Below are 21,758 nucleotides of genomic sequence, written 5' to 3' on the forward strand. Positions count from 1 at the left end.
CATGAAAAATTTAGAAACCTTTGATGACGTCGTGGTGCAAGCCAATCAGCTTGAGTTGTATGCCAAATTGGTGGCGCAACTCAATAAAGATTTGTCTTTGGCAAATATCAATTTGGAGTTCCATACCGACGTTTTACCAACCAGCTTAAAATTGATGCTTCATGAAAAAGTGTACAAATTAGTTCAGGAAAAATTCATGGACTATTTGAATCTACTCTATATTATTGATGTTTCTGAAGAAAAAATAAGACAGTTAGATGGTAATGATGTCTTGCAAATGTCAGAGCATGTCACATTTTTAATATTAAAACGAGAATGGCAAAAGGTGTATTATAGACACCAATACTCATCTTAAGCCTCAACTGTATTTAAGATGTTTCTGTTTAGAAATACACTCTTACAAAAGGCGCCCACGGGTCGGCATAAATGCTTTTGTCTTTATCATAGAGCACATCGTACCTGATGCCTACTGCAACATTTCGCATTCTATAACCCGCACCAAGAAATAGGGCTGGGTACCAATAGTTTTCGTCGGCAATTCCTAAATTATCATCCCAATTTCTGCTGACGTTCAATTCTTCAAACTCTGCAGACAGCTGAATTTCTTGTATCGGATTGAACAGTCCGATCAAACTTCCTCCAAAAACGGTCGATTTATAAAAATCTTTCCGTTTGTTGTAAGTGCCATTAAGTCCAACCCCTAAAGACACTTGATCGTTAAAGTCATAAATAGCACTCGGAGCCAGCGTTCCACTAAAAAAACCGTCACCAAAACTTAAGCCAATACCGCCACCAAACCGAACGTGACTCCAAAAATCAGTTGGGGCCGAAACGTTTTGTAGCTGTGCCGAAGCGGTTAAGGAAAATGAGACTATTAAAAGATAAATAAAATGGTTTTTGTTTAGTGGGAATCTCATAAATTTTGTATTATGTTTATCGATACACTTATATCATATAAATATACTAAAATCATTCTTGTTTTGGTAAAAGTTGTATTTTTGAATAAAATTTGAAAACATCTGAACGTTTTACAAAAAATGATGGATAAATATTCCTTTTTAAACGCCGCTCACTCAGCTCACTTTGCTGAATTATACGATCAATATTTACAAAATCCGGATACAGTTGAACCGAGTTGGAGAGCCTTTTTTCAAGGTTTCGATTTTGGTTCAGAAAACAGTGAAGCCACTTATAATGATGGCGAGGTTTGTATCTCACCTGACATTCCTGAACACATGCAAAAGGAATTCAATGTGGTGCGCTTAATTGATGGGTATAGAAATAGAGGTCATTTGTTTACAAAAACCAACCCTGTTAGAGAGCGCCGTAAATACGAGCCTACTTTAGCAATTGAAAACTTCGGCCTTTTAAAAGAAGATCTTAATACCTTGTTCTCTGCCGGAGAAATCTTAGGCACAGGGCCTCAAACCTTACAAAGTATCATTGACCACCTCGAAAAGATTTACTGTTCTTCAATTGGTGTGGAATATATGTATATCAGGAATCCTAAAGAAATTGAATGGATTCAGAAAAAACTAAATATCAATGACAATCAGCCAAATTTTTCGACTGAGGCAAAAAAAGATATCCTAACCAAACTCAATGAAGCGGTTTCCTTTGAAAGCTTTTTGCATACGAAATATGTAGGCCAAAAACGTTTTTCATTAGAAGGTGGTGAGTCTTTAATCCCAGCATTAAACACACTCATTGAAAATGCAGCAGAAGTTGGCGTAAAGGAGTTTGTTATGGGAATGGCACATCGTGGCCGTTTGAGCACCTTGATCAACATTTTCGGGAAATCAGCAAAAGATATTTTTAGCGAATTTGACGGAAAAGATTATGAGCAGGAAATTTTTGATGGTGATGTAAAGTACCACTTGGGCTGGACTAGCGATAGAGAGTCTAAAGGCGGTAAAAAGATCAACTTAAATATTGCGCCAAATCCTTCACATTTAGAAACTGTAGGCGCCGTGGTTGAAGGTATCGCGAGAGCAAAACAAGACGATAAATATAGTGATAACCCATCTCAAGTGCTACCTATAATTGTACACGGAGATGCTGCCATTGCAGGACAGGGCTTGGTGTATGAAGTGATTCAAATGGTAAATTTGGATGGCTATAAAACCAGTGGAACCATACATATTGTAATTAACAATCAGATTGGTTTTACCACAAATTATCTAGACGCACGTTCTAGTACCTATTGTACAGATGTAGCAAAGGTAACGTTGTCTCCTGTGCTGCATGTTAATGCGGATGATGTTGAGGCCGTGGTTCACGCCATGTCATTTGCGCTAGATTTTAGAATGACTTTTAAACGTGACGTGTTTATTGATCTTTTAGGGTATAGAAAATACGGTCATAATGAAGGTGACGAGCCTCGTTTTACCCAACCAAAACTATATAAAGCAATTGCCAAGCATGAAAATCCAAGGGATATTTACGCTGAAAAACTTATAAAAGAAGGCATCGTTGATAAGGATTTTGTTCAAAAACTTGAAGAGTCTTATAAAGGGTCCTTAGAAGAAGAATTGGAAGATTCTCGTAAGCAGGAAAAAACGGTCATTACGCCATTTATGGAAGATGAATGGACCGGTTATGAAAGTGCAGACGAGAATAAAATGATGGAAGCTGTTGATACGACCTATTCTGAAGAAAAGTTAACAAAAATTGCTGATGTTATCTCCAGCTTACCAGAAGATAAAAAGTTTATCCGTAAAATTGAGCGTCTTGTAAAATCTCGTAAAACAGCGTTTGAAGAGAATAAACTGGACTGGGCAATGGCTGAGCATTTAGCATATGGAACGCTTTTAGAAGAGGGTCATGATGTACGTATGTCAGGACAAGATATTGAGCGTGGTACGTTTTCTCATCGCCATGCGGTGGTAAAGGTGGAAGATAGTGAAGAAGAGATCGTACTTTTAAATAATATCAGTGATACTCAAGGTAAATTCTATATTTACAACTCTTTACTTTCTGAATATGGTGTGGTTGGTTTTGACTATGGTTATGCCATGGCCAGCCCAAAAACCTTAACCATTTGGGAAGCACAGTTTGGAGATTTTAGTAATGGGGCACAAATAATGTTGGACCAATACATTTCTGCAGCTGAGGACAAGTGGAAACTGCAAAACGGATTGGTCATGTTATTGCCACACGGCTATGAAGGCCAAGGTGCCGAGCATTCATCAGCACGTATGGAACGTTATTTACAGTTGTGTGCCAGTGACAATATGTATGTTGCAGATTGTACGACACCAGCAAACATGTACCATTTGTTGAGAAGACAGGTAAAGGCCAACTTTAGAAAGCCTTTAATTATATTTACACCTAAGAGTTTATTGCGCCATCCTTTGGTGGTGTCAACGGTAGATGAATTTGCAAACGGTAGTTTCCAAATGGTCATCGATGATCATCAAGCAGAGGTTGAGAAGGTTAAAACACTTGTCTTTCTTACTGGAAAATTCTATTATGACCTGTTAGAGGTCAGAGAAGAACAAAAAAGGGAGGATGTCGCTTTAGTAAGAATAGAGCAATTATTCCCATTACCAGTAAAACAAATGCGTGAGATCTTAAAAAAATATGAGTATGCTGAAGATGTTGTTTGGGCACAAGAGGAGCCTCGTAATATGGGGGCTTACAGCTTTTTGATGATGCATTTTGAAGAGTCAAAATCGTTCAGAATTGCGTCACGACGTGCTTACGGTGCACCAGCAGCAGGAAGTTCAACACGTTCTAAACGCCGTCACAAAGAAGTGATTGACTATGTTTTTGACAGCACAAAAAATAACCAACGATAAAAATTAAAATACTCCTGCTTAGGTAGGAATTCAACAACGCAAACCAATAGGTTACAAAAAACAATAAGAACTATGATTTTAGAAATGAAAGTTCCTTCACCAGGAGAGTCCATTACAGAAGTAGAAATTGCAGCTTGGTTAGTTGCAGATGGCGATTATGTAGAAAAAGATCAGGCTATTGCTGAGGTAGATAGTGATAAAGCTACTTTAGAACTTCCTGCTGAAGCCAGCGGAATTATTACATTAAAGGCAGAAGAAGGTGATGCTGTTGCCGTTGGTGAAGTAGTATGTTTAATTGATACAGCTGCTGAAAAACCAAGTGGTGGTTCAGATTCTAAACCATCAGATGTAGCAAAAGATGCGAAGCCTAGTGGTGACGAAGGTTCTGGCGATAAAAATATTGAAAAGGAATTAGCTAAAGAACAAAAGGAAACTCCAAATAAGGAAGATTCTAAGAAACAGGCAAATCCGTCACAGAAAACATATGCATCTGGTGTTGCAAGTCCTGCAGCAAAAAAAATATTGGCTGAAAAGAACATGCCCGCTTCAGATGTTAGTGGTTCAGGAAAGGCTGGTCGTATCACTAAAGATGATGCTGTAAAAGCAGTGCCATCTATGGGTACGCCAACTGGTGGCAAACGTGGAGAGTCACGTTCAAGATTGTCTATGTTGCGTCGTAAAGTTGCAGAGCGTTTGGTGTCGGCTAAAAACGAAACCGCTATGTTGACTACTTTTAACGAGGTAGATATGACAGCAATATTTAAATTACGTGAAGAATATAAAGAAACCTTCAAAAGTAAACACGGTGTAGGTTTAGGCTTTATGAGTTTCTTTACCCTTGCAGCGGTGAGAGCATTAAAAGAATATCCTGCAGTTAATTCTATGATTGATGGTCAGGAAATGATCAGCTTTGATTTTTGCGATATCAGTATTGCCGTATCAGGACCAAAAGGGTTGATGGTACCGGTGATTAGAAATGCTGAAAACTTAACGTTTAGAGGTGTTGAGTCTGAAGTAAAACGTTTAGCCATTAGAGCACGTGATGGTCAAATAACTGTAGATGAAATGACTGGTGGAACTTTTACAATTTCTAATGGTGGTGTATTTGGTAGTATGTTGTCTACACCAATCATTAACCCACCACAAAGTGCAATTTTAGGAATGCACAATATTGTAGAACGCCCTGTAGCAATAGATGGTCATGTAGAAATCAGACCAATCATGTACTTGGCAGTCTCTTATGACCATAGAATTATTGATGGAAAAGAAAGTGTGGGATTCTTAGTGGCTATTAAAGAAGCTCTAGAAAATCCAATAGAACTGCTTATGGACAATGATGTTAAGAGAACATTAGAACTATAACACACACGTTTATAAAATTAAAAAGGGGCACTTTATCTAAAGTGTCCCTTTTTGTATGTTAATACCAGCAGGAAACTAACCAAAATAAACCTGAACATTCGCAGAGTTCACCAATAGGGCGCTGATAAGTACTGCTATAATGACGGACTTATGGACATTTTTTAAATCATTTTCCATAATTATAATGGCTTTAAAATTTGATTTTTTGGATCAGAACCTTTGATGGCTGTTTTATGTATGTATGGGTACAATTGACAATCGTGTTTGGATGAATTACGAACTTGTAACTTTAAAATGTATAGGGGACCAAACGGAACTTACAGCGGGATGTTTTCGCTTCAACAATACCCTAAATAATAAAGCCCTGAATCATTGACGACCCAGAGCTCTATAGAATAATTCCCCTAAGAATTAATAGCAATGTAAATTTCGACATTATTTTAGTACTATACAATACGTAGAACTACGTATATTTTGGTGTATTTGTTCTTTTTTGGTCAAAAATATAGCGCATTACCTATTTGGGATGCGCCTGAGGTCCATAAACCTACCTAATTAAAAAAAAGTGACCAATATATTTAAGATAATGACCAAGAGGGAGGTTGCAATCAAACCAAAAGCAAAAAATGAGTTTATAAAACCCCAATTGTTTTTCATGATGGTTGAATTAGTGTGAAAAAATCTGAATATTTTCAATCTCCCAGAGTTTCTAGTCATCGTTAAAAGAATTGATTAATAACAATGTAAAGATCGCTATTAAGACAGTACCAAACAATACGTACTATTACGTATTTTTTTTGAGGAACTGTTCATTTTCTTTAGCATACAGCGCTAAACTGCCTGCCTTCGATTCTAATTCAAGTTTTTTTATGATATGGCTTTTGTGTTTTTCAACGGTTCTACTCGAAATAAAAAGGATGTCCCCAATTTCTTTAGCCGTTTTGTTTTGAGCAGTGAGTCTGAGGACTTCTTTTTCTGTAGGTGTAAGTGTTTCTAGCTTCTCAGGAGGTTCTATAATTTCAAGATGTTCGAGAAGTTCAGGACTAAAATAAGCACGGCCCTCTAAAACGGCTGCAATACAGTTTTCCATTTCAACAAGCGCAAATTCTTTTAATACATAGCCAAAAATATCCAAATATTTTGCTTGATTGTAGATGGCTTCGTCTTTTTCAAAAGTAATCAGGACAATTTTGGTAGGCAGTTTTAAATCTTTACATTTTTTTGCAATCTCGAGTCCTGTCATCAACGGCATCTGAATATCTAAAATAGCAATATCCGGACGTTGAGAGACAATCAATTCAAAAGCTTCTTGGCCATTGCTGGCGCTTCCGGTAAGATTGTAGTGTTTTTCGACTAAAAAATCAGTGAGACCTTTAAGAACAAGAGGATGATCGTCTGCTATAATTATAGAGGCTTGCATGGGCTATTAATGCGGGTTAGGGATTTTAAAGGTACTACTTTAGATCAAGAAATTAAGAATGCGGCTACAATTTTAAATAGACGTCATTTTTATCATAATCTATAACAGCCTTTGCCTTCTTTAAAATGTCAGCACCTATAATGCCATCTACAGGTTTAGAATTGTGATGGAGAAGGGCGGTGTTAACGTGAGTTAGGTTGAAAAGGACCAACGCCACTTTATCTTTTTTCCATTTGCCTATTTTGAGCTTGTTCTTTTTTGAGACTTGCGTTAGCATATCAGTAGCACCCGCGCCAGCTGCTTTAACATCAGAATCCTTTGCATTTAATTTAAAGGTTTCAATGCCTTCAAAACCTACGCACGAATTTGAAGCGCCAGTATCTAATATAAACAGGCCCTTTACTCCATTGATGGTAGCTTTTATTTCGAAATGATTGGTTTTGGTCAATTTAAGCTTAACTTTTATATATCCTTTTTCTAAAAGTAAGTCTTTAAGTGATATGGCTTTCTGATCAATTTTTTTTGTCATCCTTTTATGGTGTTATCAACCCTTAAAAATAAAACAATTATTACGGCCAACATCCTAATGAAACTATAAATCAGTGCTAAATCATTTTCTGACCGCTTACATGGAACTACTCCTATGTAAAGGATTGAAAGCTATAGCGATGATCTTAATAATAAAGCCAAAATAAAATTGGGTTACTGGCATCTCAACTTTTAACACTATAAGGTAGTAAGTGCAATTATTTGTAAAAGAACCTATACTTTTGCAAAATGATTGTTACAGATACCCATACCCATTTATATAGTGATGCGTTTGACCAAGACCGCAAAGCCATGATTGAACGCGCTATTGAAGCCAAGGTCAGCCGTTTTTTTATTCCTGCTATCGATTCAACGTATACGGAAGCAATGCTGCAACTAGAAGCTGATTTTCCGGATTATGTGCACTTGATGACGGGTTTGCATCCCACTTCCGTAAAAGAGAACTATAAAGAGGAATTACGTCATGTGGAAGACCTGCTTTCCAAACGAAACTTTGTCGCCATTGGAGAAATTGGCATCGATTTGTATTGGGACCAGTCCACATTAGCCATTCAACGGGAAGCTTTCAAACATCAAATTAGGTTGGCAAAACAGTATCAATTGCCCATCGTTATCCATTGCCGCAAAGCATTTGATGAGATTTTTGAAGTTTTGGAATCGGAGCAATCAGACCACCTGTTTGGCATTTTTCATTGTTTTACGGGCGATTTAGAACAGGCAAAACTGGCCATTTCATTTAATATGAAATTGGGCATCGGCGGTGTAGTCACCTTTAAAAATGGCGGTATTGATAAATTTTTAAATCAGATTGCCTTAGAGCATATTGTTTTGGAAACTGATTCTCCTTATCTGGCACCCAAACCTTTTAGGGGTAAACGCAATGAAAGTGCCTACATTATAAAGGTATTGGAAAAATTAGCGGAGCTTTATGGTGAGTCGCGAGAAAAGATAGCCGAAATTACCACTGAAAATTCTAAAGCCATATTTAAAATATAATCTATGTCCAACAAACAGCCCGATATCTTATTAATTTATACAGGAGGTACCATTGGTATGATCAAAAATGCTGATTCTGGTGCTTTAAAGGCATTCGATTTCAGTAATTTGATTAAGAAAATACCAGAATTGAAATTGTTGGATTGTCAGATTACAACCTTTTCTTTTGAAGAGCCTATTGACTCTTCCAACATGAATCCGCAATATTGGATTCAGATTGCTGAAGTTATTGAGGACAATTACTCAAGCTTTGACGGGTTTGTTGTGCTTCATGGCAGTGATACGATGAGCTATACCGCATCTGCCTTAAGTTTTATGCTCGAAAACTTAGCAAAGCCAGTTATTTTAACCGGATCTCAATTGCCCATTGGCGATTTGCGCACAGATGCTAAAGAAAACCTTATTACGTCCATACAGATGGCCTCTTTGCACTACCAAGGTAAGCCGGTTATTAAAGAAGTAGGGCTCTATTTTGAATACAAACTGTATCGAGGCAACAGAACCACGAAAATCAACGCGGAGCATTTTGAAGCGTTTGAATCTTTAAATTATCCAGATTTAGCAGAATCAGGAGTACATTTAAAAGTATCAAAAGAACATCTTTTTAAGCCCAACACGCGAAAAATGTTTAAGGTTCATAAACAACTTGAGAACAATATTGCTTTGATTAAAATGTTCCCAGGTATTTCTCAACCGGTTTTGGAGTGTATGTTTTCTTCACCTTATATAAAAGGGATTATATTAGAAACTTATGGCGCAGGAAATACAACTACAGAAGATTGGTTTATTAATCTTGTAAAAAACACCATTAAAAAAGGCATTCCGGTAATTAATGTGACCCAATGTTCTGGAGGAAGTGTCAATATGGGGCAGTATGAAACGAGCTCGCAACTGAAAAATATGGGCGTTATTTCAGGAAAAGACATCACAACTGAGGCTGCAGTGACCAAATTAATGTACATGTTGGGAGAAAAAATTTCAGCTAAAACGTTCAAAACCATATTTGAAACCTCTTTAAGAGGAGAAATGTCTTAAAATTAACGCTTAAAATTTTCTGCCCTAAAAGATTTTTTCGTTATTTGGCACAGCAATTAAGTTCTAAATTTTAGAGAGGTGGCCGAGCGGTCGAAGGCGCACGCCTGGAAAGCGTGTATACCTCAAAAGGGTATCGAGGGTTCGAATCCCTTCCTCTCTGCAATTATTTTAACCAAAAATGTTGTCTTTCTAACAGAAGTTAACCTTTTATATAACAATACGATTGCGTTATTACTGTGGGAGTACAGATTTGATATCTCATAAATCTCTTATACTCTCCCGTATTTTTATTTTTTAATTGCAATTTTTTTATATCTTTAACACTTTAACTAATAAAATTAAGATCAGAACAATGAAAAGACTATTTTCTATCCTAGCCATCGCAGGAATCATGGCTTTCGGAACTGTAAGTGCAAATAACTATGCAGCTACAGCATCAATGGCGACTACAACCGTTGCAACAGTAACACAAGATGAGACTCCAGTCTCGGCTGAAGAAGATCTTGGGTTTCATCAAGAATTAAAGAAACGTTTTATTGAAGGTGGCCCAGGCTTTATGGGTATTGTATTGCTTTGTTTAATCTTAGGACTTGCAATTGCCATTGAAAGAATTATCTTTTTAAATTTATCAACTACAAACACTAGAAAATTAGTTCAAAATGTAGAAGATGCTTTACAATCAGGTGGTATTGAAGCTGCTAAGGAAGTTTGTAGAAATACAAAAGGACCTGTTGCTTCTATTTATTACCAAGGTTTAGATAGAGCAGATGGCGATTTAGATGCTGCTGAAAAAGCTGTTATAGCTTACGGTGGTGTTCAAATGGGTCAGTTAGAGAAAAACGTCTCTTGGATTTCATTGTTTATTGCATTGGCACCAATGCTTGGGTTCATGGGTACAGTAATTGGTATGATTCAAGCCTTTGATAAAATTGAAGCTGCTGGAGATATGCAACCTTCACTTGTTGCGGGTGGTATTAAAGTAGCACTTTTAACAACGGTATTTGGTCTTATTGTAGCAATTATCCTTCAAGTGTTTTACAATTATATCATTGCTAAAATTGATAGTATTGTAAATGACATGGAGGATGCATCTATCACATTGATGGATATGCTCGTGAGATACAAAAGATAAACCGCACAATTAAAGAAAATTATGAATTTACACAAAATATTAAAAATAGTAGCTGCGCTTCTGGGCCTTGCAGGGATCATCTTTTTAGTGATGATTATCTCAAAAGGTGACGATGCAATCAAAGCTGCAGCTCTTGATGGCGACAGTGCCATCATAGATCCAATGGCTTATGTAACTTACATTATTTTTGCACTGACTTTAGTTTTCGTTCTGTTTTTTGTAGTGAAAAACTTGTTTACACACACAGGTTCTTTAAAAAATACATTAATAGGAGTGGGTGCTTTTGCAGCAGTCTTAATAATAGCTTACATATTCTCTAGCGGTGATGATGCAAGTAAGTATCTCTATAATGGAGCTCCTGCCACTGAAGGCGAGGCACATATGGTAGGTGCAGGCTTAATAGCATTTTATATCCTAATTGTTGGTGCTGCGGCAGCAATGGCATTAGCAGGAATCAAAAAAATAACTAAGTAATTATGGCAAAAAGATCAGCACCCGAAGTTAATGCAGGATCCATGGCTGATATTGCATTCTTACTTCTTATCTTTTTCTTGGTCACCACGACCATTGAGACAGATACGGGTTTAAACAGGAAATTACCTCCAATTGATGATGAGCAAGTTGAACCGCCTATTATTAAGCAGAAAAATATCTTTACAGTTCTAATTAACAAAAACAACCAGTTAATGGTTGAAGATGAGTTAATGGAACTTAAAGATTTGAGAAAGGCAGCTGCTGAGTTTTTGGATAACGGTGGTGGTGTTGGCGATGACGCCTGTACGTACTGTAAAGGTAAAAAAGACCCGAAATCATCTGACAATCCTGATAAGGCCATCATTTCATTAAAGAACGAAAGAGAGACTAAGTATGGTACTTATATCTCAGTTCAAAATGAGTTGGTAGCAGCCTACAATCAGTTAAGAGATAGAAGAGCTATGGAGCTTTATGGGAAAACCTTAAAAGAAATGGAAGCTAATTATAGCGATGTTAATTGGATAGGGAACAAGGATAATCTTAAAGAGAAAATCGACAGGATTAAAATTGAATATCCTCAGAAGCTATCAGAAGTTCAATAATAATTTAGAAAAAAAGCAATATGGCCAAATTTAATAAAAAGAAATCAGGCGATTTACCGGCAATATCAACAGCGTCTTTACCAGACATTGTATTTATGCTATTGTTCTTTTTTATGGTGGCAACTACAATGCGTGATACCACGTTGAAGATTGAAAATAAATTACCGTTTGCAGATCAGGTTGAGAAACTCGATAAAAAAGATTTGGTAATGTATATTTATATTGGAAAACCACAAGAAGCTTTCCAAGGTCAATATGGTAAAGAATCACGTATTCAACTTAATGATAAGTTTGCTGATCTCTCCGAGATTAAAGCTTTTATTGCTGCTGAAAGAGCCTCTAAAAGAGAAGAACTTGTCCCATTTTTGACGGTTGCTCTTAAAGTTGACGAAGGTGCCAATATGGGCTTAGTAGGAGATGTTAAACAGGAACTTAGAAAAGAAAACGCGTTGAAAATCAATTACACCACTAGAAAAGGTGAAGTAACTGGCAATACAAAGAATTAAAATTTATAGTTAAATAGTCTAAAAAGCATCCTACTAATGTAGGGTGCTTTTTTAATTTTTATCAGTCGCTGTTGAAGGATACTTCACTTATTGGTCTTCCGCCCCTTAACAATGTGATAGCGTGGGGTTAGATGCAGCAGAATTGTCGGAACAGAAATTTTCTTCAACTGTACTTCCTTTTATCAGAGGTAGCTATAAAAATCACTAATATCGATTATATTTGTAGTATGAAAAGTGCTGTTTTTTTTGTTATTTGTTCTTGTTTTACCTCACTTCTGTTGGCGCAGCAACCTACAGATACAACCTTTGTAGACACTAACTATAGAGAAGATCAATTCTATTTTGCATTAACCTACAATCTTATTGGCAATATGCCCAACGACCTCAAACAAAGTGGTTTTTCAAGCGGGATTCATTTTGGTGTCATTAGAGATATGCCCATCAATGAACGTCGGAATAGGGCTATAGGGATTGGGTTGGGATTGTCAGCCAATTCGTATAATCAAAATGTGCTTATATCAGAAGATTCTGGTGGTAATTTTAACTATCAAATTATCGACGAGAGTGAGATTAGCATCAAGAGAAACAAGTTTACCACCTATACTTTAGAAATGCCCTTGCAATACAGATGGCGTACTTCTACTGCTAAAGAATATAAGTTTTGGCGAATTTATACCGGTATAAAGGTGGGCTATGTGTTTTACAATTCCTCTAAATTTAAGGGAAGTATTGAGGAGGTCAAACTTACTCATATTGATGATTTTAATGCGCTTCAATACGGGCTGACCTTAAGTGCGGGATATTCCACTTGGAACTTGCATATCTATTACGGACTTAACCCTATTTTCAAAGATACTGCTCAGCTTGATGGGAAGGCAATCGATGTGAATAGCATCAAGATAGGATTGATGTTTTATGTGCTTTAACAGACTTGCTTTTAAAGTAATGTATTTCATAGCCAAGTCTTCCAGGAAATTTCGAAAGCTACAATTGAACTTTTACAGCCAGTAATTCAACAAGATCAATTGCGGTAACAAGCCCACAAAAAAACCAATAATCAATTCTGCATTTGTGTGCGCCTTTAAATGTAATCTTGAGGTTGCTATGGCGCCAATAATAATACACATTAAGGCGATAGTACCATTGATATTAATTTTAAAATGAATGCTCAGAGCAATGGCAAACATAAAGAATCCTGCGCTGGCAATCATATGGATGCTTGCTTTAAGCTTAAAAATGGCTAAAAATAAACATGCCAGAGTGGAGAAGAGGATGCCTAAATAGAAGTAATATAATTCTGGTATTTCATGGTAAGGCAAGACTCTTTTTAAGATCAATACCATAATAATGGTGTTCAATAATAAGGGTATGATGCGCTCCTTGGTGGTTTTTAAATGCAAGGACTCAACTCTCTTTATCGTCTTTAATAAAAAATAGAGCAGAATAGGAAGTATAAAGGTCAAGATGGTAATTGAAAACAACTTCGCTTTAATTACGGGATACGGAATGAAACGAGGCGTTTTTGAAAAATACAGAATCACCCCTAGCAGGGGCATGATCAATGGATGGAAGATATAGGAGATACTCTTTAAAAGATAGTGTATCATATTTTTTTTCGTAATCGCGCTACAGGAATATCGAGTTGTTCTCTGTATTTGGCAACTGTACGTCGTGCAATAGGATAGCCTTTCTCCAATAAAATAGATGCCAATTTTTCATCAGTAAGCGGTTTACGTTTGTTTTCGTCTTCAATAACGGTCTCCAATATTTTTTTAATTTCGCGTGTGGACACCTCTTCACCCTGATCATTGGTCATGGATTCTGAGAAAAATTCCTTAATCAATTTGGTGCCGTACGGCGTATCTACATATTTACTATTGGCTACTCGAGATACGGTAGAGACATCCATTTCAATCTCGTCTGCAATATCCTTTAAAATCATGGGCTTTAGCTTGCGCTCATCTCCCGTTAGGAAGTATTGCTTCTGATAGTGCATAATAGAACTCATCGTTACAAATAGGGTCTGCTGACGCTGTTTAATGGCTTCTATAAACCATTTGGCCGCATCCAGTTTTTGTTTGATGAACATCACCGCATCTTTTTGAGATCTGGACTTGTCTTTGGCTTCTTTATAGCCCTTCATCATATTGCTGTATTCTCGAGACACGTGCAATTCTGGAGCATTTCTACCATTTAAGGTCAATTCCAATTCGCCATCCACAATTCTAATGGCAAAATCAGGTACAATATGTTCCACGATGCGATTATTGCCTGAATAGGAACCTCCGGGTTTTGGATTTAAATGTTCAATCTCATCAATGGCGTCTTTAAGCTGCATCTCTGTGATATCAAACTTCTGAATCAATTTTTTATAATGTTTTTTGGTAAATTGATCAAAGGCATTGTCAATGATTTCAATAGCCAATTCCACATCCGGATTTTTTTCCCTGCGGTGCAATTGAATACTTAAACATTCTTGAAGGTTACGTGCCCCAACTCCCGCCGGATCCAACTGATGGACCACATGGAGTACTTTTTCTATGGACTTTTCGTCTGTAAATACATTTTGTGTAAAAGCCAAATCATCTGTAATATCAGCTAATGAACGTCTGATATACCCACTTTCGTCCACACTGCCCACCAAAAATTCAGCAATATCGCGTTCGTCATCAGTCAATCTAAAGGTGTTCAACTGATTGGTCAGGTATTGGGTAAACGAGGTACCTGCGGCAAAAGGAATATCCTTGTCCTCATCATCGGCGCTGTAATTATTGGCTTGGGTTCTGTAATCTGGAATATCATCATCACTCAAATATTCATCAACATTGATGTCATCACCAATTTGATCGTTGTCTTCGTATTCCTCGTTTGTGTTGTCAAACTCATCAAATCCATCATCAAGTTCATCAGATTCCTTTCCAGATTCCAAGGCTGGATTTTCTTCCATTTCCTGCTTTAAACGTTGTTCAAATGCTTGCGTAGGCAACTGGATCAGTTTCATCAACTGAATTTGTTGCGGCGACAACTTTTGGGACAATTTGAACTGTAAATACTGCTTCAGCATACGTGTAAAAGGATTAACTCTAAAAATAGAAAAAACAATCTATATAAGTGATAAATGTAGATTGTTTTGTGAAAAATTTACGTTTTCAGACTTTGCTGTCTGGGTTTAATAAATGAAACGGCGAGGCCTGTATATCGACTAGAAATCGGCGTTTTGTGGGGTTCTTGGAAAAGGAATCACATCACGAATGTTACCCATTCCGGTTACAAACATTACCAAGCGTTCAAAACCAAGTCCGAAGCCCGAATGTACAGCGGTACCGTATTTCCGTAAATCCAAATACCACCACAATTCTTCTTCATCAATATCTAAGGCTTTCATCTTTTCTTTAAGAACTTCCAGGCGTTCTTCACGTTGGGAACCTCCCACCATTTCGCCAATGCCTGGGAATAGGATATCCATGGCCCGGACCGTTTTGCCATCTTCATTTAAACGCATGTAAAAGGCTTTAATGTTGGCCGGGTAATCGAATAAAATCACTGGACATTTAAAGTGTTTCTCCACTAAAAAGCGCTCGTGTTCACTTTGAAGATCAGCACCCCATTCTTCAATAATATAATTGAATTGCTTCTTTTTATTAGGTTTTGAGCTCTTTAAAATATCTATGGCTTCTGTATAACTGACACGTTTGAAGTTGTTGTCAACCACAAATTTCAATTTCTCGATCAGGCTCATTTCTGAACGCTCAGCTTGTGGTTTTGTTTTTTCTTCGTCTAACAACCGTTGTTCCAAAAACTCTAAATCTTCTCTATTATGTTCTAAAACATAGGTCAAGACAGATTTCATGAAATCTTCAGCTAAGTCCATGTTCCCTGCTAGATCCATAAACGCAACCTCTGGTTCAATCATCCAGAACTCCGCCAAATGGCGTGAGGTATTTGAGTTTTCAGCTCTAAAGGTGGGCCCAAAAGTATATACTTTACCTAATGACATGGCATAAGCCTCCGCTTCTAACTGTCCGGAAACGGTGAGGTTGGTTTCCTTGCCAAAAAAATCTTCTTTATAATCTACTTTACCTTCTGCAGTTAATGGCGGGTTTTTAGGATCCAATCCGGTAACTCGGAACATCTCACCGGCACCTTCAGCATCACTTCCTGTAATGATTGGGGTGTGCATATAGTAAAATCCATTATCATTAAAATATTTATGAATTGCGAAAGACAAAGTTGAACGCAAACGCATTACCGCACTGAAGGTATTTGTTCTGGTGCGTAGATGGGCATTTTCGCGTAAAAACTCAAAAGAGTGTTTTTTAGGTTGTATTGGGTATGTTTCAGGATCAGAATCACCCAAGATAGTGATTTGGTCAACTTTAATTTCAACAGATTGGCCTTTGCCTTGACTTTCGATCAATTGGCCTTTTATGTGTACTGCGGCACCCGTAGTGATGCGCTTTAAAATTTTCTCGTCCGTATGTTCAAAATCTACAACACACTGTATATTTTGAAGTGAAGAACCATCATTTAAGGCAATAAAACGATTTGCCCTAAAGGTTCTTACCCACCCTTTGATGTCTATGTCTTGTGATTTAAAATCAGACTTTAATAATTCTGCAACAGTTTTTGATGTCATCGTCATAAATTTAAGAGTGCAAAGATAAAAAAAGGCAAGCGGCTTTCAAGCCTGAAAGATTTAAAAAGAACAAATTCCAGAATTCAAATTCCAAAAGCCGTTTTAATAAAGAAGTTAAAGGATCTGGTCTTCTTTATCATCATCCTCAGGAATAATGTTTATAGAAGGCTCTTTCAAGGTTTCCTTGTTGGCAATGCTCTTTTCTAAGGATAACAATAACGAAGGCAGCAAGAGTAGATTAGATAACATCGCGAACAATAAAGTGGCTGAAACTAAAGCGCCTAATGCCACCGTGCCTCCAAAACTGGACAATGTAAATACCGAAAATCCAAAGAACAATACAATGGAGGTGTAAAACATACTCACCCCAGTTTCCCTTAGGGCACCATAAACTGATTTTTTAATTTTCCAATTATTGGCCTGAAGTTCCTGACGGTATTTTGCCAGAAAGTGAATGGTATCATCTACAGAGATCCCAAAAGCAATGCTAAATACCAAAATTGTAGAGGGTTTTATAGGGACCCCTAAATATCCCATAAGTCCCGCCGTAATTATTAATGGTAATAAATTTGGAATTAAAGACACCACAATCATTCTAAAGGACCTGAACAGATAGGCCATAAATAAGGCAATCAAAAGAATGGCGAGTGATAGTGAAATGGCTAAATTTTTGACCAAGTAATTAGTGCCCTTTTGGAATACCAAGGCTTTTCCTGTCATGATAACGGTGTACTGTTTTTCTGGAAATAGTTTGTCAATTTGGGTTTGGAGATCCTCTTCAATACGTTCCATTTTATCTGTACCAATATCTTTCATAAAGGTAGTGATACGCGCATAACGTCCAGTACTGTCTACAAAACTCTTCAATAGATCAGCTTCTGTGCTGGAGTTTTTGGCGTAGGATAATATAAAACTATTTTCTTGGCTTGTAGGTAGCTGATAATACTTGGGATTGCCGTTGTAATACGCCTGTTTGGAATATTTGACCAAGCTGACTACAGATACAGGGCGTGAGAGTTGAGGGATGTCTTTAATATGTTCTTCCAGCTCATTCATGCGTTTAAGCGTACTCAATTTCATGACACCCTTTTTACGTTTGGTATCAATCATGATTTCTAAAGGCATAATGCCATTAAATTCATCTTCAAAAAAACGGATGTCTTTGAAAAACTCTGTGTCCTGAGGCATGTCTTCAATAAGGCTTCCTGAAATTTTAATTTGGAAAATCCCAATGATACTTAAGGTCAATAAACTTATTGCCGTAATGTAAATGGTGATGCGGCGTTGTTTTACCATGCGCGCCATCCAATCCACAAATCCAGTGGTCCAACGTCTGTTAAAATGGTCTAGATGACGTTCCTTAGGATAAGGCAAAAAGGTGTAGATGATCGGGATAATCAGTATGGAGAGTATAAAAATAGAAATGATACTCAAAGAGGCCACAATACCAAACTCTTTTAACAAAGAACTTTCTGTTAATATAAAGGTGGCAAACCCAGAGGCTGTGGTCATATTCGTCATTAAGGTGGCATTACCAATTTTGGTGATGACCCGTTGCAATGACCTGACTTTATTGCCATGAAGTTTTACCTCGTGCTGATACTTGTTGATGAGAAAAATACAATTAGGGATGCCAATAACAATGATCAATGGTGGGATTAGAGCGGTCAGTACGGTAATTTCATACCCCAAGAGCCCTATAATTCCAAAAGTCCACATAACGCCCACAGACACCACAAGAAGCGCAATGAGCGTGGCCCTAACCGATCTGAAAAACAAAAAGAAAATAAAGGAGGTTACCAAAAGGGCTGCGCCAATAAACAAGCCAATTTCATCCACTATACTTTGCGAATTGAGGGTTCTGATATAAGGCATCCCTGAAACTCTGACATCTAAATCGTATTCCTCTTCAAATGCATTGACATTAGTTTCCAGAACGTCCATGATAAAATCTTTCCTGGCGGCCGTATTGACAATATCTTTTTTAAGGTAAATAGCAGTTCTTATGGTACGTGTTTCTTTGTTAAAAAGGAAGTTGTCATAAAAGGGGTATTGCTGAAAAAGCTCTTGCTGTAAGGTGTCAATCTGTGCCAAAGACGTCAAGGAGTCTGATATGAAAGGTTGCAGATCAAACTTTTCCTTTTCCGTATTCTTGACAAGTTTTTGTAGGTCTTTTATTGAGAGAACGGTTTCAACTTCATCATACTGTTTAAAACTTTCAGAAAGTCTGTTCCATGCATTAAGTTTTTCAACCGTAAAAAGTGATGAATCTTTAACCCCAAGCACCACAAGATTGCCTTCTTCTCCAAAAATATCGAGAAATTTATTATAGGTCTGGTTGACCTCATGATCATTTGGCAGAAGATTCGCTTCGGTAAAAGTGAACCGCATGTTTTTCCATTGGGTGCTAAAAAACAGGGTTATCAATACGATAACGACGAGTATCACAATTTTGTTACGCAATATTAGTCGCGCCACAACTTCCCAAAAACTTTTTGTAAACAGTTTAGACATAGCAATTTTTACTGGAGCAAAGTTAAAAAAACAAAAGATTTGCCGTTCGTTTATAAGGTAATATTAAAAGTGAACTTGGCCGCCACGTTATCAGCAAACTCTGGTAAATGATAGCCTCCGTAACGGTAGGCAAAACTCAATCCAAAACCGAAAAGAATTTTGTTTATTTCAAAGCCAGCTTCAGAGTAGCCCTTGTTGAGCGTGCCAAAACTCACTTCCTGATGCCTATCAATATCATGCATATCCCCTATGGCGAAACGAGAAATCAATACCATTTGTGGTTGTAACCGTTTGGCAATATTAAAAGGCTTAAAATAGTGTTTCAGTTGCAATGTTGCAAACCTATCCGAAAAGAACTCATTAAAATACATGGTCTCAAAACTATTGATACCCGCTACTGAAAACCGTTGCAGGATGGTTTCTTTACCAATATTGTTGGGGTAAGCATGGTACAAATGGGTCAGCGGGGTTTTGCCGGTCGCAATGCCACTAGTCAGCGTGGCTTCGGTAAAAGTGTCGCCAATCTCATCGTGATTTAATTTGTAAATAGTCCTAAAATCGGCTTTAAAGAAATTAAAATCGCTCCCCAATACATCTTTAAAATTTTTGGTCATTTGCAAGGTGAAATTTGGAAATCCTTCTTTTTCCATTTCTACATCGCCAATGGTTTCGAAGGTGTTGAAAGGGTTCCACTGTAAGGAAAGTTGTGCGCTACTCATCCTAAATTCCGTGTAAGCTGTGTTATCCACAAAAAACGTATAGTTATAGGTTGTGGTCACATTGCTTCTTGAAAGCTGGGTTTCAGAAAGTAAATACGGTGTAATTCTGTGTTCTAGAGAAATTGCTTTGGTAATGTGGTGATGAAAAAGATCAATATTCAATAGGCGCGGCTCAAAGAACGAAAAAAATCGTTTATCAGTCAAAAAAGTGGAGCTTCCAGTTTCTTGTAAATCGTCTGTATAGGAAAGGTTGACCCATGTTTGTGACGTTTTGGAAACTCTGAATCCGCCACCAATACTGTATTTGAAATTATGATCCTTAAAACCATACACCACATACCCATTCATGCGGTATTTGTCTGAAAGGTTGTCATTGGTTCGTCCTCCCAAACCAGTTCTTACACCTTCATATTGATTGTATTTAAACAAGTATCTCAGGTCAATATCAATATATTTGGTAGGGAAAAAGCCATTTCCAATCTGTTTGAAGAATTTACTCTTTTTGAGAGAGTCTTGTTGTACTACGGTGAGTGTATCTCCAACTTTAGAAGGGACTTGCGCTTGTGCTGACCATATACAAACAATAAAAAAGAGATAAGCACAGTATTTTTGCATAGTGAGGATGGCTGATTATTAATTTAGAACTAAAAAAAAGCGACTTGCGAGTCGCTTTGTATTTAGACGGTCATGATTTCCTTTTCTTTTACCTCTAAGAAATCGTCAATCTTTTTAACGTATTTATCTGTTAATTGTTGTACGCTTTGCTCAGCATCTTTTTGAAGGTCTTCAGACACGTCCTCCAATTTCTTGATTTCTGTATTCGCATCTTTTCTAGCGCTACGGACACCAATTTTAGCGTCTTCAGCTTCAGATTTAGCTTGTTTTGCTAAGTCGCGACGACGTTCTTCTGTCAGTGGTGGTACGTTGATAATAATAAGATCACCATTATTCATTGGGTTAAAACCTAAATTTGCAATTTGGATCCCTTTCTCAATTTCTTGGAGCATCTTTTTTTCCCATGGTTGAACTGAAATTGTTCTACCATCAGGAGTATTGACGTTGGCCACTTGAGATAGTGGCGTTTGAGCACCGTAATAATTAACCATTACGTTGCCCAACATTGCTGGACTGGCTTTACCAGCTCTAATATTTGTAAATTGTTTTTCAAGGTGCTTAATGGCATTATCCATTGCTTCTTGTGTACTATCTAATATAAATTTAATGTCTTCGTTCATCATTAAAAATTTTAAATTCTAAAACATCAAAAAATGAGCCAAATGGCTTCGTTTTAGGGTTATAAATTAACTTTAGTTCCAATTTTTTCGCCTAAAACCACTTTTAAGAGGTTTCCTTTCTTGTTCATATCAAAAACAATAATTGGCAATTCATTTTCTTGACTCAGGGTGAAAGCGGTGGTATCCATAACCTTTAGTCCTTTGCGTAAGACATCGTCAAAAGTGATGTGGTCAAACTTTACAGCTGTGGTGTCTTTTTCAGGATCAGTATTGTAAATGCCATCTACACGAGTGCCTTTTAAAATAACATCCGCTTCTATTTCAATAGCGCGTAAAACGGCAGCTGAATCTGTGGTGAAATAAGGATTCCCCGTGCCACCACCAAAAATGACCACACGGCCTTTTTCTAAATGACGCATGGCTTTCCTTCTAATAAAAGGTTCTGCAACTTGGTTGATATGCACAGCAGATTGTAAACGTGTTGGGATACCAGCATCTTCTAAGGCGCTTTGCAGGGCCAGCCCGTTGATTACTGTGGCGAGCATGCCCATGTGGTCGCCTTGTACGCGGTCCATTCCGTTGCTTGCTCCTGCAACACCTCTAAAAATATTTCCTCCACCAATAACAATGGCTACTTCTACCCCTAATTTGGTGATGGTCGCAATGTCAGCAGCATATTCTGCCAATCGTTGCGGATCAATTCCGTACTGACGATCTCCCATTAATGCTTCGCCAGATAATTTGAGGAGAATTCTTTTGTATTTCATGTGTTTACATA

The 21,758-nt window shown here is 37.4% G+C and carries 20 protein-coding genes and 1 tRNA gene; 11 read left to right on the top strand and 10 right to left on the bottom strand.

Annotation, left to right across the window (positions count from 1 at the left end):
• The first annotated feature begins 1 nt into the window (after position 1).
• A complete protein-coding gene (locus JEM65_RS19190) occupies positions 2–355 on the top strand; it encodes a hypothetical protein (RefSeq protein WP_199603081.1) in 354 nt (117 codons plus the stop codon).
• Positions 356–383: 28 nt separating this feature from the next.
• On the opposite strand, the gene JEM65_RS19195 is transcribed toward JEM65_RS19190, so the two are convergent.
• Positions 384–917: an alpha-ketoglutarate decarboxylase gene (locus JEM65_RS19195; protein WP_199603082.1), complete on the bottom strand. Its 534-nt coding sequence runs from the start codon at positions 915–917 to the stop codon at positions 384–386.
• A gap of 123 nt (positions 918–1,040) precedes the next feature.
• Here JEM65_RS19195 and JEM65_RS19200 point away from each other — a divergent pair, with 123 nt between their 5' ends.
• Positions 1,041–3,800: a 2-oxoglutarate dehydrogenase E1 component gene (locus JEM65_RS19200; protein WP_199603115.1), complete on the top strand. Its 2,760-nt coding sequence runs from the start codon at positions 1,041–1,043 to the stop codon at positions 3,798–3,800.
• A gap of 72 nt (positions 3,801–3,872) precedes the next feature.
• Complete coding sequence (odhB, locus tag JEM65_RS19205) at positions 3,873–5,162, top strand: 2-oxoglutarate dehydrogenase complex dihydrolipoyllysine-residue succinyltransferase (RefSeq protein ID WP_199603083.1); 1,290 nt, start codon at positions 3,873–3,875, stop codon at positions 5,160–5,162.
• Between the two features lie 784 nt (positions 5,163–5,946).
• Here odhB and JEM65_RS19210 read toward each other — a convergent pair.
• Together JEM65_RS19210 and JEM65_RS19215 are read right to left on the bottom strand one after the other, a co-directional pair.
• Positions 5,947–6,582, bottom strand: coding sequence for a response regulator transcription factor (locus JEM65_RS19210; RefSeq protein ID WP_199603084.1), 636 nt, complete (start codon positions 6,580–6,582; stop codon positions 5,947–5,949).
• Positions 6,583–6,646: 64 nt separating this feature from the next.
• Positions 6,647–7,111 (bottom strand): retropepsin-like aspartic protease, encoded by a 465-nt coding sequence (locus JEM65_RS19215; protein WP_199603085.1) that lies wholly within the window; start codon positions 7,109–7,111, stop codon positions 6,647–6,649.
• Positions 7,112–7,359: 248 nt separating this feature from the next.
• Here JEM65_RS19215 and JEM65_RS19220 point away from each other — a divergent pair, with 248 nt between their 5' ends.
• The 8 genes from JEM65_RS19220 (at position 7,360) to JEM65_RS19255 (ending at position 12,802) form a co-directional block, all read left to right on the top strand.
• Entirely contained in the window at positions 7,360–8,127 is a 768-nt protein-coding gene (locus tag JEM65_RS19220; protein ID WP_199603086.1) for a TatD family hydrolase, read from the top strand.
• Positions 8,128–8,130: 3 nt separating this feature from the next.
• Positions 8,131–9,162 (top strand): asparaginase, encoded by a 1,032-nt coding sequence (locus JEM65_RS19225; protein ID WP_199603088.1) that lies wholly within the window; start codon positions 8,131–8,133, stop codon positions 9,160–9,162.
• Between the two features lie 72 nt (positions 9,163–9,234).
• Positions 9,235–9,322, top strand: a tRNA-Ser gene (locus JEM65_RS19230).
• A gap of 192 nt (positions 9,323–9,514) precedes the next feature.
• Positions 9,515–10,294 carry a MotA/TolQ/ExbB proton channel family protein gene (locus JEM65_RS19235; protein ID WP_199603090.1) on the top strand — a complete coding sequence of 260 codons (780 nt, stop codon included), beginning with the start codon at positions 9,515–9,517 and terminating at the stop codon, positions 10,292–10,294.
• A gap of 21 nt (positions 10,295–10,315) precedes the next feature.
• On the top strand, positions 10,316–10,768 hold the full coding sequence (locus JEM65_RS19240) for a hypothetical protein (RefSeq protein ID WP_199603091.1): 453 nt from the start codon (positions 10,316–10,318) through the stop codon (positions 10,766–10,768).
• Between the two features lie 2 nt (positions 10,769–10,770).
• Positions 10,771–11,370, top strand: coding sequence for an ExbD/TolR family protein (locus JEM65_RS19245; RefSeq protein WP_199603092.1), 600 nt, complete (start codon positions 10,771–10,773; stop codon positions 11,368–11,370).
• 20 nt (positions 11,371–11,390) lie between these two features.
• Entirely contained in the window at positions 11,391–11,876 is a 486-nt protein-coding gene (locus JEM65_RS19250; protein WP_199603093.1) for an ExbD/TolR family protein, read from the top strand.
• A 227-nt stretch (positions 11,877–12,103) separates the two neighbouring features.
• Positions 12,104–12,802: a porin family protein gene (locus JEM65_RS19255; protein ID WP_199603094.1), complete on the top strand. Its 699-nt coding sequence runs from the start codon at positions 12,104–12,106 to the stop codon at positions 12,800–12,802.
• A gap of 72 nt (positions 12,803–12,874) precedes the next feature.
• Here the strand turns inward: JEM65_RS19255 and JEM65_RS19260 are convergent, their stop codons facing one another.
• From JEM65_RS19260 to pyrH, 7 genes are all read right to left on the bottom strand, one after another.
• Complete coding sequence (locus JEM65_RS19260) at positions 12,875–13,483, bottom strand: hypothetical protein (protein WP_199603095.1); 609 nt, start codon at positions 13,481–13,483, stop codon at positions 12,875–12,877.
• The gene (gene rpoN / locus JEM65_RS19265) at positions 13,480–14,940 is read right to left on the bottom strand and encodes an RNA polymerase factor sigma-54 (RefSeq protein WP_199603097.1); all 1,461 of its coding nucleotides are present in this window, start codon (positions 14,938–14,940) and stop codon (positions 13,480–13,482) included. Before rpoN ends, JEM65_RS19260 begins: the two co-directional genes overlap by 4 nt.
• Positions 14,941–15,078: 138 nt before the next feature.
• Positions 15,079–16,512, bottom strand: a complete 1,434-nt coding sequence (gene asnS / locus JEM65_RS19270) for an asparagine--tRNA ligase (RefSeq protein WP_199603098.1) — start codon at positions 16,510–16,512, stop codon at positions 15,079–15,081.
• 114 nt (positions 16,513–16,626) lie between these two features.
• Positions 16,627–19,026 (bottom strand): efflux RND transporter permease subunit, encoded by a 2,400-nt coding sequence (locus JEM65_RS19275; RefSeq protein WP_199603099.1) that lies wholly within the window; start codon positions 19,024–19,026, stop codon positions 16,627–16,629.
• Positions 19,027–19,076: 50 nt separating this feature from the next.
• A complete protein-coding gene (locus JEM65_RS19280) occupies positions 19,077–20,360 on the bottom strand; it encodes a hypothetical protein (protein ID WP_199603100.1) in 1,284 nt (427 codons plus the stop codon).
• Between the two features lie 62 nt (positions 20,361–20,422).
• Positions 20,423–20,980: a ribosome recycling factor gene (gene frr / locus JEM65_RS19285; RefSeq protein ID WP_199603116.1), complete on the bottom strand. Its 558-nt coding sequence runs from the start codon at positions 20,978–20,980 to the stop codon at positions 20,423–20,425.
• A 59-nt stretch (positions 20,981–21,039) separates the two neighbouring features.
• Positions 21,040–21,747, bottom strand: a complete 708-nt coding sequence (gene pyrH, locus JEM65_RS19290; protein WP_199603101.1) for a UMP kinase — start codon at positions 21,745–21,747, stop codon at positions 21,040–21,042.
• Positions 21,748–21,758: the final 11 nt, after the last annotated feature.

Source organism: Gelidibacter salicanalis, from assembly GCF_016469035.1.
GTDB classification, from domain to species: domain Bacteria; phylum Bacteroidota; class Bacteroidia; order Flavobacteriales; family Flavobacteriaceae; genus Gelidibacter; species Gelidibacter salicanalis_A.

Coding starts and splice junctions, on each gene's coding strand:
- JEM65_RS19190 (WP_199603081.1), top strand. CDS start 2: ATGAAAAATTTAGAAACCTTTGATGACGTCGTGGTGCAAGCCAATCAG.
- JEM65_RS19195 (WP_199603082.1), bottom strand. CDS start 917: ATGAGATTCCCACTAAACAAAAACCATTTTATTTATCTTTTAATAGTC.
- JEM65_RS19200 (WP_199603115.1), top strand. CDS start 1,041: ATGGATAAATATTCCTTTTTAAACGCCGCTCACTCAGCTCACTTTGCT.
- odhB (WP_199603083.1), top strand. CDS start 3,873: ATGATTTTAGAAATGAAAGTTCCTTCACCAGGAGAGTCCATTACAGAA.
- JEM65_RS19210 (WP_199603084.1), bottom strand. CDS start 6,582: ATGCAAGCCTCTATAATTATAGCAGACGATCATCCTCTTGTTCTTAAA.
- JEM65_RS19215 (WP_199603085.1), bottom strand. CDS start 7,111: ATGACAAAAAAAATTGATCAGAAAGCCATATCACTTAAAGACTTACTT.
- JEM65_RS19220 (WP_199603086.1), top strand. CDS start 7,360: ATGATTGTTACAGATACCCATACCCATTTATATAGTGATGCGTTTGAC.
- JEM65_RS19225 (WP_199603088.1), top strand. CDS start 8,131: ATGTCCAACAAACAGCCCGATATCTTATTAATTTATACAGGAGGTACC.
- JEM65_RS19235 (WP_199603090.1), top strand. CDS start 9,515: ATGAAAAGACTATTTTCTATCCTAGCCATCGCAGGAATCATGGCTTTC.
- JEM65_RS19240 (WP_199603091.1), top strand. CDS start 10,316: ATGAATTTACACAAAATATTAAAAATAGTAGCTGCGCTTCTGGGCCTT.
- JEM65_RS19245 (WP_199603092.1), top strand. CDS start 10,771: ATGGCAAAAAGATCAGCACCCGAAGTTAATGCAGGATCCATGGCTGAT.
- JEM65_RS19250 (WP_199603093.1), top strand. CDS start 11,391: ATGGCCAAATTTAATAAAAAGAAATCAGGCGATTTACCGGCAATATCA.
- JEM65_RS19255 (WP_199603094.1), top strand. CDS start 12,104: ATGAAAAGTGCTGTTTTTTTTGTTATTTGTTCTTGTTTTACCTCACTT.
- JEM65_RS19260 (WP_199603095.1), bottom strand. CDS start 13,483: ATGATACACTATCTTTTAAAGAGTATCTCCTATATCTTCCATCCATTG.
- rpoN (WP_199603097.1), bottom strand. CDS start 14,940: ATGCTGAAGCAGTATTTACAGTTCAAATTGTCCCAAAAGTTGTCGCCG.
- asnS (WP_199603098.1), bottom strand. CDS start 16,512: ATGACATCAAAAACTGTTGCAGAATTATTAAAGTCTGATTTTAAATCA.
- JEM65_RS19275 (WP_199603099.1), bottom strand. CDS start 19,026: ATGTCTAAACTGTTTACAAAAAGTTTTTGGGAAGTTGTGGCGCGACTA.
- JEM65_RS19280 (WP_199603100.1), bottom strand. CDS start 20,360: ATGCAAAAATACTGTGCTTATCTCTTTTTTATTGTTTGTATATGGTCA.
- frr (WP_199603116.1), bottom strand. CDS start 20,980: ATGAACGAAGACATTAAATTTATATTAGATAGTACACAAGAAGCAATG.
- pyrH (WP_199603101.1), bottom strand. CDS start 21,747: ATGAAATACAAAAGAATTCTCCTCAAATTATCTGGCGAAGCATTAATG.